The following is a 14,439-nucleotide window of genomic DNA, read 5'->3' as shown; positions in this document are numbered from 1 at the left end:
ATTGAAAAAGAAAACGAATGAACCAAAACTACATATATTTTTATTTTTTACAAGGATTAATGCTAATTTGCCGACACCAAATATTAGTTGAACACAGAATGAGCATGCATCCCTTTGAATCATTAGAAGCTATATAGGATATGGTGGATTATAGCGGCCATAACGAACAGGAGCTAACCAGGCTATTTATGGCTGGTGATGATGCTGCATTTAAAGAAATTTACCTTCGTTATGATAAGCCCTTGTATTTATATGCCTACCACAAGTTGGGCAATAAGGAAGAATCAAGGGATATGGTGCATGATGTGTTTGCCTGGCTGCTGAGTAACCGGAAGCAGCTGGATTTAAAAACTACGCTGTCAGGATATCTCTACAGATCAGTACTCAACAAGATTTACAATTTATATAAGCATAAAGAAGTGCTTCGTAAATATGCCGACGAGGGAAATCAATACCTGGATATAGAAAGTACAGGCACAGATTATCTGATCAGGGAGAAGGACATCACCGCCATGATTGAAAAGGAAATCTCGGCGATGCCTCCCGGAATGCGTATCGTATATGAACTAAAAAGTAAAAAATACCTGACCGCTAAAGAAATAGCAGCAGAACTTGGAGTGGCTGAATCAACTGTCAATACCCAGTTGAAGCGTGCAATGAAGCATTTAAAATTAAATTTAAAAATATTTCTATTGCTTGTACCCATTCTGCTTTGCTGAGTTGCCTTTAGTGATATCAGGGTTTATTAATAACTCAATGCAATGGAAAGAAAAAGAAATGATGAGGAACAGGCGGCCAAATACAGGTTGCATTATTTTCGCAGGAATGACGTCCCTGCGTTAACTGAATCCGAATTGGAGGAGGAAAGCGCAAGGATTTATCAATCCCTGATGGAAGGCCATGCTATTCAGCCTGTGAAAAGCTCGCGTTTATGGTATTCTGGTGCGGCCGCAGCTGCAGTGGGCCTGATTGTAGCCGGCTTGTTTTACTTTAATGAGGTACCTGTGAGTAAGCCAACCGGGGTACAGGTTGTTTATTCAAATGACATTGCGCCAGGTAAGCTGGGTGCGACCCTTACCCTGGCCAATGGGAAGAAGATAGATCTGTCGGCAGCAGCCAACGGGCTCATAGCAGAACAGGAAGGGGTGTCCATTTCCAAAACTTCAGATGGGAAACTGGTGTACACCATTAAAGATTCAAAATCAACTAATCAAGAATTCAATACGCTGTCAACTGTGAACGGGCAGCAATACGAGGTTATTTTGCCGGATGGTTCAAAAATATGGCTCAACGCCGCCTCTACGATTACTTATCCTGCAAATTTTGCTAAACTAAACAAAAGAAAGGTGGAGCTGAATGGTGAAGCTTATTTTGAAGTAGCAAAAGACAAAAGCCGCCCTTTTGTAGTACGTACAGATCGACAGGAAGTAGAAGTATTGGGTACTCATTTCAATGTTAACTCTTATGGAAATGAGGACGCAATCAAAACTACTTTACTGGAAGGATCTGTAAGGGTGTCTGATAGTAAGTCGCAAAAAGTATTGCTGCCCGGGCAACAGTCATTGCTCACTGATGATGCACTAAGCATCAGCAAAGCGGATGTTGACGAGGCAGTGGCCTGGAAGAACGGAGATTTTATCTTTAAAGATGAAGCGTTTAACACTATCCTCCGCCAGATAGCTAGATGGTACAATGTAGAGATTTCAGATAGTAAAGATAGGCCTGATTTGCGGTTGAGTGGTACGATATCTAAGTCGAAGAATCTGTCGACTGTATTGAAAGCCCTGGAAGTAACCGGAGAGATTAAATTTAAAATTGAAGGAAAGCGTGTTACAGTATTGGAATAATGAGGGTTATAGCTTTAATATTTTTAGTGGCCATTCTGCACATGGGTGTATTGTCATATGGGCAAAAGATCACTTTACAGCTGAAGAACGAAAGACTGGAGACGGTCTTTAAAGAAGTAAGAAAGCAGAGCAGGTATGATTTTTTGTACAATGAAGCATTGATAAAAGATCTGAAGCCGGTAAGCATAGATGTAAAGAATGTAAGTGTGGAAAGTGTACTTGATTCTCTGCTTTTGCATTCACAGCTAGGATATTCTATACAGGATAAACTAGTGATGATCTCGAGGAAAGACATGACCCCTTTGGCCCAGGAATCTTTTACGATCTCAGGGATTGTTAAGGATAAAGAAGGAAGAATAATGCCTGGAGCGGGGATTTTGCTGAGTAACTACAAAAGGGGTGCGGTGGCAGGGGATGACGGTAGGTTTAAGATTGAGCGGTTAAAACCGGGTAATTACAATGTACTGGTAGAAATGATGGGATATCAGCCGGCCAGTAATAATGTGCTGATTACCAACAGGTCTGAAGAGGTTGAGTTTATTTTATCGGAAAATGCCAGGTTGCTGAAAGAAGTAGCCATTTATGCTGATCCCAACCGCAGCAAATTCCTTAAAATATTTAAAAGGACATTTATTGGTACTTCGCCAAATGCCAATGACTGTGAGATACTAAATCCGGAGGTGTTGTTTCTTGAGTATGATTATCAGAATCAGCTTTTGAAGGTTAGTGCAGACGAACTGCTCGTGATTGAAAACAAGGCTTTGGGATACCGGATAAAGTATCTGCTTAAGTATTATGAGCGGGATGATCAGACAAATGTGGTGGTGTTTTATGGCTATCCGTATTTTGAGGAACTGGAAGCCTCGGGCAGACAAAGGAGGAAATACCAAAAAAAACGTGAAGTAGCATATGTGGGCTCGCCTCAGCATTTTTTCAGGGCATTGTATCATAACAAGACGAATGAAGAAGGTTTCATTATTAACGATCTGATCAAGGCGCCTAATAGTATGAAGTATTCTGAGGCGATGCTGGACAGGAGTAATAAACTGAGGGGCGGTATCCGCATAAAAGGAAATACCTGGACAAAAAAAGATTCGCTGATGTATAAAGCATTGATGAACAAGGTGTCTGACACACTTGAGGTACTGGTAAGGCGTGATGTAAACGCTGATGACCTGGTAAAATCCAGCTCCGGTCCGCTGAAATTGCTTGATTTAAAACAGGCGCTCTACATCACCTTTAAAGGCGAGAAGGAAATCGGGCCGTATCTCCACTCTGGTTATCAGATCAAAAGGCCCAGAGATTTATCACCCTTTCAGGTGTCGCTCGTTTATCAATTGAGAGGCCCGATTGGTTTTTATGAAAATGGTGGGCTTTATGACCCTGGATCATTGCTGTATGAAGGGGTATGGGGCTTTGAAAAAGTTGCGGATATGGTGCCGATGGATTACACCTTAGAAAAATAGATTTTATGAAAAATAAGCGCTCTCTTATTATTGTTTCATCGTTGATGATGCTGATCTCTCTTGCTTTTATACCCCGTGAAGATGGGGGAATAGAAAAGCTGGTGGCCTCATTGCAGCGATGGACAGATAATAATCCCCAGGAAAAAGTTTATCTGCATACTGACAAGCCATATTATGCGCTTGGAGACACACTGTGGTTTAAGGCCTATGTGACCGTTGGCAGCAGGCATCAGCTATCTGCAATGAGCGGGGCTTTGTATGTAGAGTTACTTAATCCCCAGGATTCAATGGTTAGCTCCCTGAAGCTCCCGTTGATCACAGGTACCACCTATGGAGACTTTACACTTGACGAGGAACTGCCAATAGGCAGTTACCGGCTTCGTGCATATACCCAATGGATGCGTAATGCGGGTGAAGATTACTTCTTTGACAGAACAATTATAGTTGGCTCGATCGGAAGTTCGGACGCTGTGGCAGGAGATCCGGCATTTAAGAATATAAAAAATAAAAGTAGTAGAAAAAGTATAAAGGAAGAAGTTGGTGTCCAGCAGGCAGATGTACAGTTTTTCCCGGAGAGTGGTAGTTTGGTAGATGGCATTACATCAAGGGTAGGGTTTAAGGCCGTTGGCGCGGATGGTAACGGGATAGCGGTTAAGGGAATGATCCTGGATGATTTGGATAAAGAGATCATCGATTTTCAGTCTTTATACGCAGGAATGGGCAATGTGGTTTTAAAGCCCCAAACGGGCAGGAGTTATCGTGCAAAAGTAGTATTTCCGGATAGTTCGATGAGGGTTATTGAGTTGCCAAAGGTGCTGGAAAGCGGATATGTCCTTGGAGTTTATCAGACTATGAAAGACAGCGTTTTGGTGAGGATCAATGCATCAGCCAGCATGGTCCAGCAAGGGTCGCAAAGCGTAAACCTAATGGTTCAGTCGGGCGGGGAAGTTGTATTTACATCACCAGTAAAGATCAGCAGATCGATTACTTCTATTTGGCTGCATAAAGCATTATTTCCTTCAGGTATCGCCCAGTTTAGCTTATTCCACAGCAATAACGAACCATTGAACGAACGTGTTGCTTTTATCCGTAATCAGGATCAGATGAGCTTGGAAGTTAGCACTGAGAAACAAAGTTACAAGAGCAGGGAGCCCATTAGCCTGAACGTTATCGCTAAAAATGCGGAAGGAATGCCCACTGGAGGTAGTTTTTCAGTTTCTGTAATTGATGAAAGCAAAGTGCCGTTTGACGAAGGATTGGGGCACACCATCTTTTCCGACATACTGCTCGATTCTGATCTGAAAGGGTTCATTGAAACCCCGAATTATTATTTCCACAAGGAAACAGAGGAGGTTGATGCCGCGTTGGATAACCTGATGCTTACGCAAGGCTACCGGAGATTTGACTGGAAAGCAATTAGTGCTGACAGCGTTCCGAAACCGCAATTCGCAGCAGAAGGAATTGGCACCATCTTTTCGGGCAAAGTACTTGGATTGAATGGAAAGCCTCAGCCGGGTGCTTCTGTGATGATGATGTCGCTAAAAGCAGACCTGATCAAGAACAGCAAGGCTGATATGGAAGGTAGGTTTAGGTTTGATGAAGAGCTGGTGCTCACTGACAGCATCCGAATTACATTTCAGGCCAGGAATCAGAAAAACAGCAGCAAAGTAGAGCTGATATTAGACAGTGTACCTAAGCCCCTGCCTGCCAAACCAAGGAAGAAAACATCTATAAACGAGAAGATTGAAGAGCAGCTACAGGTATATATTGAAAATAGTAAAAAGCTGGATAGTATTTACTCCAAAACCGGTCAGTTTGATCGCGTGCGGAGGTTGAAAGAGGTCAATATCCAGGCAAAGAAAGTATATCAACGGTATAGCGGTCAGGGTGGGTTAAGGGTTCCTGAAGGGCATGCAGATCTGACTATAGACATGAGTAAGGAGAAGAATTTTGCTTCTATGGAGAGTTTTATCAGGCAAAAATTATCTGGAAGGGGTGTAAAGTTTAATAGTTACAGACCAGATCCACAAGGTCCGGAGGTAATGAATTATCCCTATGCAGCTCAGAGAATGGATTATGTACCGATGAGAATAGTAGTAGATGGTCGGAGGATGAATCCTGAAGAAGCCGTCGATATCTTCAATAATTCGACTCTGGATCAGTCAGACATTGCCAAGATAGATGTTGTAATAACGGGCGCAATGGCAAACATGTTTGATGGCCCAGTAATTATGTTTTATACCAGACCAGACAGATTCATCAGGAAAGCTGAGCTTAACGTCGTCAACTTGTCACCAAGGGGCTTTAATAAGGTCAAAAGCTTTTACAGTCCGAAGTATGACCGCGGCAATACCAATCATTTTGCGGATTTGCGCAGTACCGTTTACTGGAACCCTAACCTCCGGGTGTATGCATCGGGTAAGGCAGCTTTCAACTATTTCAATGCAGATGGCCCTGGAAGTTACAAAGTCATTATAGAAGGAATTAATGCGGCTGGCGAGATGGGCAGGGCGGTTTACCGTTACAAAGTGGAAGCGTCGGGTCATGAATATAAAGCTCCTGTTGATTACAACAACAGCATTGTGGCTTCGCTTGATAGTTTACATAAACGCCTGCCTGTAGAAAAAGTTTACCTGCATACAGATAAGCCTTATTACAATCTCGGAGATACGCTGTGGTTTAAGTCTTACTTGCTGAACGCGGGAAATTTTACGGGTTCTTCAAGAAGCGGACTGTTGTATGTAGAGCTGGTTAATGACAGTGCTGAAGTGGTACGGAGGATCAGTGTTCCGGTAACAAAAGGCTTGAGCTGGGCCCAGATCCCTTTGACTGCTACCATCTTCCAGGAAGGGGGATATACCTTAAGGGCTTATACCAACTGGATGCAGAATTTTGGGCGCGACCTTGTTTTTACCCGGCGGCTTTATTTAGGTAAACCTTCTATTAATACCTGGCTGGTGCAGTCAGATTCCAGGATCAACCGGGTCAATAACCAGGATGAACTTGAGGTGAATATACAGCTTAAAAGATCGGACAATGCCCCTGTGGGCCTGAAAGATGTGGAGGTGAGGATTTATGAGGCCGACCGGTATATCAGTAAGCAGTCACTGAGTACCTTACAGGATGGGACGCTTAAATTTAGCAGTAAGCTGAAGGAGAAGGCTGATGGGAGGAACCTTAATGTAGAGATCAGAAATGTCAATAAAACGGACGGCAATCAGCTGCTGCATGTTCCCTTAAGGATCAAGAGAAACCAATTCATAGACTTGCAATTTCTGCCCGAAGGCGGGCATTTGGTAGGTGGTCTGCGGTCTTTGGTTGGCCTTAAAGCCATAGGGGAAGATGGATTGGGCATTAATATAGCCGGGAAGATTTACGACAGCGGTGGAGCTGAGGCGGCAACGTTTGCAAGCCTGCACAATGGCATGGGTTCCTTTGAATTTACCCCACGGCCGGATGAAACTTATACAGCGAAAATCACCTTGCCTGAGGAATTGACCAATGAATACAAGCTTCCGATGGTAAACAAGGAAGGGATGGTCCTTCGTCTGAGAACCGACCAGCAGTCGGATTCGATAATTGTGGATATTGCCTCCAGTAATAATGCAGTTCAGATGGACAGTGTCTATTACCTGGTAGGTACGGCCAGGGGCAAAGCATATTATGCTACAGCTGTAGATTTTGACAAGTCGACGTTGAAGGTGTCCAAAAAGACCTTTCCTACGGGGATAGTAAGGTTTACTTTGCTGAAGGGGAAGCGGCCGTTGAACGAAAGGATTGTTTTTATAGACCATAAAGATCAGTTGGATGTTAAGCTAATTGCAAATAAGCCAGCTTACCTGCAACGAGATAGCATCGCTTTGGAAGTGGAGATAAAGGACAAGATGGGAATCCCTGTACAAGGAAGTTTTTCGGTAGGGGTGACGGATGATACCCAGGTAAAACCTGACAGCCTGGGTAACTATGGAATTGGGGCTAGTTTACTTCTTAGTTCAGATCTGAAGGGTAAGGTAGAAAATCCGGGCTACTACTTAAACGGTGAAAGTCCGGAAAGGCCGGCAGCGCTGGACAATTTGATGCTTACACAAGGCTGGACGGGCTATGACTGGAAGGATGTTTTTGCACCAGCTGCTGTGCCAAAGTTTTTGGCGGAGAAAGAATTTAAAATTACGGGACAGGTAGTTAATATCAGCAAGAAGCCAGTAGTTGGTGCACAGGTGTTGATTTCCTCACAAAAACCAAGTTTTATAACGACTACTAATACGGATAATGCAGGAACTTTCACTTTTATGAACCTGCCTCAGATAGATTCAGGATCGTTTTTCATTCAGGCAAAAACTTCAAAAGGAAAAACAAGGTATTTTGGTGAAGTGTCGGTAGACCGGTTTCAGCCGGCACCTATTCTTCCGACTTTCAGGGACCAGCTGATGCCTTGGTATGTAAACAGCGATCAGGAGCAGTTGAACTATGTGCAGCAGATTGCTAAAAAAACAAAAGAGGAGTTTTTTAGACCATCCGGTATTTCGTTGAAGGAAGTAAAGATTGTATCCAAAAAGATCATCAAAGGAACTTTCAACCGAAATGGACCGGGAAATGCGGACCTGATATTTGACGAGAAGGACATTAAAGAATCGGCCGTGATGGATCTGTATCAGTTGATTAAGCAAAAGTTGCCAGGGTTTCGGGTGGTAATGGAAGATGGGTTGCCGACTTTAAGGTATAATAATTATATGGTCAACATAGAGATAGATCAGGGACCGCTGCCAGTTCGGTTAAATTCAAACCCAACAGTGGAGGAGCTGATTGAAGAACTTAGCCAGTTCAAGATAGCGGGATTTGTTGGCATGGAGGTCATGTACAGCACCAAGTATATGCATTCTTATGCCGAGCCACCAAGAATAATAACTTATACCAGCGACCAGATCTTTCAATCTGAAGTTGCTTTACGTACCGGGATCATCGATGATGACGGTCAGGATATGAATATAGACGCGTTTGTAAAAACTAGAGCACAGGGCCCGATGGGACCACAGGGTGGGGGATTACATGCGTTTTACAAACCTGGATTTAAAGGTATCGGATATCTGGATGCACGGGTAAATGTGCTGACAAATAAGACCCGGCAATTAGCAGTAATTGGCATAACTACTTCGCAGCGGGTTGGCTGGCACAGGATCAATAAACCTGACGTGGTGACCTACAGGCCATTACCTTTGATGAAACCACAGGAGTTCTATAGTCCGAAATACTCCGTCAATCAAGCTGATGTTGCGGAACCTGACTTTCGGTCGACTATTCTGTGGGTACCCAATGTAATTACTGATGCGAATGGGAAGGCTATTATTCGTTTTTATTCGGCAGATACCCCGGGTAAATATACGGTGTCGCTGGAGGGTAGTAGTACAGATGGGAATATAGCGAGTAAGAAAGTTAAACTGACAGTAGGCAATCAGCCGGGTAAGACGACAAATTGAAAAGTTAATTAAAATGGTTGTCCCCATTCAGCATGGCTGAAGTGTCTATAACAATATATTAACTCAATCTTGTCATGAAAAATAAACGTTCTCTCTTATTTTCCTTGCTGATTTCTGTATTTGGTGTCTTGGCTTTTATTCCCCGTGAGGATGGTGGCATAGAAAAATTACTATCTTCTTTGCAACGCTGGACAGATACCAACCCGCAGGAGAAAGTATATCTCCATATGGACAAGCCATACTACGCACTAGGCGACACTTTATGGTTTAAAACCTATGTGACAATTGGGAGCAGGCACCAGCTATCTGCCCAGAGCCAGGCATTGTATGTAGAGCTGATCAGCGAACGGGATTCTCTGCTGCAAACCCTAAAGTTACCGCTCATAGCCGGTATGGCGATGGGTAGCTTTACGCTGGACGATGAACTTAATGAAGGAAATTACCGCGTAAGGGCTTATACTCAGTGGATGCGGAATGCCGGTGAAGATTATTTCTTTGACAAGACTTTTGCAGTTGGGAGTCCGGGGGGTGATGAAGTGCAGGTTAAAGTAGATTACCAATATGAACTGGGTAAAGGAAAGCCGATGGTCCTCGCACATTTAAATTATAAAGACGACGATGGAAAGCCCTTATCTGACAAGAATGTCAGGTATGAACTTATTCTGAATGATAAAGTGATTTATAACAAGGAGTCGGAAACGGATATGTCGGGCAACATAATAGTACGCATTGCTAATGATGAGGCACTACAGTCAGGAAACGGTTTTCTCAGAACCACGGTTTATACTAAGGATAGGAGGAAGCTGATAAAGACCTTTCCCATCAAAGCGGCATTAGCGCGAAGTGACTTGCAGTTTTTTCCTGAAGGAGGAACATTGGTTGGTAATATTACTTCCCGTATAGCTTTCAAGGCCGTTGGCGTCGATGGTGCTGGGATTGTGGTAAAAGGAATTGTGATAGATCAGCTTGGCAAGGAAGTGACGAGTTTCGAAAGCCAGCATGCAGGAATGGGCAGTTTTCTGTTAAAGCCGGAAGCTGGAAAGCAGTATATTGCGAAAGTAATATATAAAGACAGCTCTACGGCCGAAGTGAATTTGCCTGTGGCGCAGCCCGAAGGCTATACGCTGTCAGTTTACCAGTTGGACAATGACAGCCTTTTGGTGCGGCTGACAGCTTCGGCCGGGCTGACGAAAAGCCCACAGGGTTTGGGACTGATAGTACAGTCGGGCGGAGAAACGGTATATGCATCAAAGGTACTGACCAACAGGCAAATCAATTCGGTAAGATTGCCGAAGAAGAGCTTTCCTACAGGTATAGCTCAGTTTACGCTGTTTGATTATAAGAATGAACCGATAAGCGAACGTATTGTATTTGTGCGCAATCAGGATCAGATGAAGGTGAAGATAAAAACTGCAAAAAAAAGCTACAATAGCAGAGAAAAGGTGGAAGTGGAACTGGAATCAACTGATCCGACAGGAAAACCGGTGGCCGGTAATTTTTCTGTAGCTGTGATTGATGAAAGTAAAGTCCCTATAGAAGAGCAGATGGAAAGCACTATTTTTTCAAATATCCTGCTGACCTCAGACCTAAAAGGGTATATCGAAAAACCAAACTACTATTTCACTGCTGAAAATGATGCGGTAAACAGAGCGCTGGATAATTTGATGCTGACACAAGGCTATCGGCGGTTTAGCTGGAAAGAGATCACTAAAACAGGCAGTAAGTCTGCTGAGGCCAAACCCGTCTTTAAAGCAGAAAAACTGGGGATGGATATATCTGGAAAAGTATTGACCCTTGGTGATCAGCCTTTGCCAGATGGAAAAGTTACGCTAATGTCCCTTAAAGCTGGGATTGTCATGCAGGCTATCACAGACTCGGCTGGTAAATTTAGATTTGAGGACCTGGTGCTTCAGGATAGTTTAAGATTTGCTGTGCAGGCCACTTCGGCAAACAACAGGAAGAATGTCCAGATCATGTTAGATAGCATCGAAAGGCCAAAGCTTACAAAGAACAAAAACTTCCCTGATATGGATACCGATATTGCAGGATCGATCGATTCCTATCTGGAAAATAGCCAGAAACAGGATGCACAGATGGAAAGAATGGGAAAACTTAACCGCGTGCAAAGGTTGAAGGAAGTTATGATCAGAGGTAAGCAATGGGAAAAACATAAATATGCTACTCAGGGAATGATGAGGATTCCCGAGGGGCATGCCGACCAAACGTATGTGCTGGAGCGGCCTGAAAAGTGCGGTACGCTTGGGGTTTGTCTGCAGGGAATGCTGACCGGTATAGTATTTAGACCCTTGGTAAGAAATTATTCCAGGGTTAACAATTACCCATATTTGGGTACGGTTCCTATGCAAGTGATACTTAACGGAAGAGTAATTGACAATATAGATGAGGTCGCCGAGATTTTCGATCAAAATATCGTTGATCCAAGGGACATTGCTAAGATCGAAGTAGTCAGGACTAGTTTAGCATTAAAAGCTATGCTAGGAGCGCCCTCCATCATGATTATCACTAAAAAGAACCGTTCACCGCGTATATTCCTAAACGTAGTCAACCTATCAAGAAAAGGCTTTAATAAAGTCCGTGAGTTTTATTCTCCAAAATATGATTACAGCAATGCGAACAGTCAGGTACCTGATCTCAGGTCTACGGTTTACTGGAACGCAAATGTGAAAACCCACGGCCTGGGTAAGTCGACTTTCAGCTATCACAATGCAGACGGGCCCGGCCGGTATAAAATGATTGTAGAAGGCATTAATGCTGCAGGCGAACTGGCAAGAGCTGTATACCGTTATGAAGTATCTGCGGGCGGAGCAACGACGGCAACTGCTAACACTTCATCACCGATGGTGCAGGGCTTTGTTAAGGTGGTAGACAGTGTGCGGCAGCGGCTGCCCATCGAAAAAGTTTACCTGCATACTGATAAATCCTATTATAACCTGGGCGATACACTATGGTTTAAATCATACCTGATGAATGGTACTGGACTGGCAGCCTCGTCCATCAGCGGGTTGTTGTATGTAGAGTTGCTGAATGATAGTGCGGATGTGGTAAGAAGGATCAGTATCCCGGTTGCAAAAGGCTTAGGCTGGGCGCAGATCCCCTTACCCCGTACTATTTTTCATGAAGGAGCTTATACACTTAGAGCGTATACAAACTGGATGCAGAACTTTGATGAGGACTATTTCTTTACCAGGAGGTTTTATTTAGGCGTTCCTACCGGAGACACCTGGCTGGTAAAATCGGGCACTAAAGTGAGCACTGTTGAAGGAAAAGACTTGCTGGATGTAAACCTGGGTCTCAGCCGTTCAGACCTGACGCCCGCAGGGCTTAGGGATGTAGAAGTGCGCCTGATGGAAGGGGACAGGCTAAGGGATAAAGAAATTGTACAAACCAGAGCTGACGGGGGGCTATCGCTAAAATATGAGCTAAAGGACCGTTTTGATGGCAGAAATATGCGTGTGGAAATACGGAACGTGCATAAAAATGATGGAAATCAGCAATTGTCGGTACCCCTGGTTGTCTCAAGAAACCAGGATATTGACCTGCAGTTTTTGCCTGAAGGTGGTCATATGGTCGCTGGTCTGAGTTGTGTTGTAGGCTTTAAAGCACTTGGGGAAGATGGAAAGGGAATTCAGGTTGAAGGTGAAATCATAGATAGTAAGGGAATAAAAGTGAGTACATTCGCCAGTTTTTATAGAGGGATGGGTTCATTTGAATTTACACCGCAGGCCGGCGAAATATACACTGCGCGGCTGCTGCTGACAGGTGCTGTGAAAAACTATCCTTTGCCTTTGGTAAAACCTGTCGGAACTGTGATAAATGTCCGGAATGTGGAAGAGGCCGATTCTATTAAGGTCAGTATTTTCATTTCGGACAAGGTTTTTAACCCTGCAGATTCATGGTTTTTAACGGCTTTGTCCGGCGGCAGGATCACGTATATGGAGCCGGTGAGCCCGTCTGCGTTGACCCATGTGATATCAAAAAGACAGTTTCCATCGGGGCTGACACGTTTTACGTTGCTCAAAAACAGGATACCCCTAAATGAAAGATTAGTCTTTGTAGATCATTTGGATAGGTTGCAGATTGGCATGGAAACAGATAAACCGAACTATTATAAACGTGACAGCGTATCCCTGGCGATTTATGTGAAGGATGCTGACGGGCAACCGGTAAAAGGTAATTTTTCCCTGGCAGTGACAGATGATACACAGGTAAGGTCCGACAGCACCGGTAATAACGATATTGGCACAACGCTGCTATTGACCACTGAGTTGAAAGGTAAGGTTGAAACACCGGGCTATTACCTCAGCAGGAAAGATAAAGAAAGCTGGAAAGCACTGGACAACCTGATGCTTACACAAGGCTGGACAAACTATCAATGGGCGGATATTTTTAGTAAACCTGAGACACCTGCATTTGAACCTGAGCTAAAACTTAAAATAACGGGTACAGTCACCAATATATTTAATAAGCCAATTAAAGGTGCGCAAATGCTGATCTCTTCGCAAAAGCCGGCTTTTTTAGCAAGTACATTGTCAGACACCGCTGGAAGATACAGGTTTGATAACTTGCCTGAAATAGATTCGGGGTCGTTTTTTATCCAGGCCAGGACACCAAAAGGAAGAAGCATGAACTTTGGTGAGGTTACAGTGGAAAGTTTCAAACCGCCGGTTATCGAAACCAGGTACAGGGACCAGATCGCACCTTGGTATGTGGACACAGATCCTGTACAATTGAACTATGTGAAAAACGTACTTAATGGAGGAGATGAGACACGTCTGAGAAATTCTGGGATAGCCCTTAAGGAAGTCAAGGTACACGCTAAAAAGGTAATAAAAGGAGCTTACAAAGTGTTCCGTGAACCAGATATGGCATTTGATGAGCAAGATATTAAGGAGTCGGCTGCAATGAGCCTTTACCAGATATTGAGACAAAAGCTGCCCGGTTTTAAGGTAGTAAGTGAAGAAGGTATGCCCACGGCGAAATTTAACAAATACATTGTTGATATCTTTGCAGACGGTAATGCGATTCCAATCAGGATGAATTCAAATTTCGACGTCGCTGATCTCCTGCAACAGCTTAATTCTACTATGATCGCGTCATTTGTTGGAATTGCGGTTTACTATAGTAAGCAGGGTGGAATTGGGGTAAAAGGTGCATTCGCAAATGCAAACTTGCAGGCTATTCATGCAGCTCAGCATAAATTACGATCGCGTGGCTCCGATTATTACCTCCATGCGCGTACCGTTCTTGCACAGACATCGGCAAGACAGTATGAATTTGCGACCATCCATATCACTACTAAATTCAGAACAGGCGGAGTATATAACAACAACCCTGACTTTGCCACCTTAAGGCCGGTACCCATCATGCATCCGCAGGAGTTTTATAGTCCGGGATACGGAGCTGCTGAAAATGCAGACAAGGCTGACTACCGCGCTACGGTGTATTGGGCTCCGGACATTGTGACTGATAGTCAAGGAAAGGCAATTGTATCTTTTTATACTGCAGATATACCAGGTACCTACACCCTGAATATTCAGGGAAGTGATATGAAAGGCAGTCTGGGAAGTGGCTCATCAAAGTTGAAGATCATTACTCAGGTTAAGTAAATATTTTGCTCCGATGTCCCTATTT

The 14,439-nt window shown here is 43.8% G+C and carries 5 protein-coding genes; all 5 read left to right on the top strand.

From position 1 onward, the window contains the following. Nucleotides 1–188 precede the first annotated feature (188 nt). The 5 genes from EZ437_RS15865 to EZ437_RS15845 all read left to right on the top strand — a co-directional run bounded on the left by EZ437_RS15865 (nt 189) and on the right by EZ437_RS15845 (nt 14,414). Entirely contained in the window at nt 189–719 is a 531-nt protein-coding gene (locus EZ437_RS15865) for an RNA polymerase sigma factor (RefSeq protein ID WP_225869602.1), read from the top strand. 42 nt (nt 720–761) lie between these two features. Next, entirely contained in the window at nt 762–1,847 is a 1,086-nt protein-coding gene (locus EZ437_RS15860; protein WP_131597043.1) for a FecR family protein, read from the top strand. Beyond that, nucleotides 1,847–3,313: a carboxypeptidase-like regulatory domain-containing protein gene (locus EZ437_RS15855; RefSeq protein WP_131597042.1), complete on the top strand. Its 1,467-nt coding sequence runs from the start codon at nt 1,847–1,849 to the stop codon at nt 3,311–3,313. Before EZ437_RS15860 ends, EZ437_RS15855 begins: the two co-directional genes overlap by 1 nt. A 5-nt stretch (nt 3,314–3,318) precedes the next feature. Beyond that, entirely contained in the window at nt 3,319–8,787 is a 5,469-nt protein-coding gene (locus EZ437_RS15850) for a carboxypeptidase-like regulatory domain-containing protein (RefSeq protein WP_131597041.1), read from the top strand. A 74-nt stretch (nt 8,788–8,861) separates the two neighbouring features. Next, on the top strand, nt 8,862–14,414 hold the full coding sequence (locus EZ437_RS15845) for a carboxypeptidase-like regulatory domain-containing protein (RefSeq protein ID WP_131597040.1): 5,553 nt from the start codon (nt 8,862–8,864) through the stop codon (nt 14,412–14,414). Nucleotides 14,415–14,439: the final 25 nt, after the last annotated feature.

The sequence above is a fragment of the Pedobacter psychroterrae genome, assembly GCF_004331695.1.
In the GTDB taxonomy this organism is placed as follows: Bacteria; Bacteroidota; Bacteroidia; order Sphingobacteriales; family Sphingobacteriaceae; genus Pedobacter; species Pedobacter psychroterrae.
Note: the sequence above shows the minus strand (reverse complement) of the source record. Positions and strands in the feature narration are given on the sequence as shown.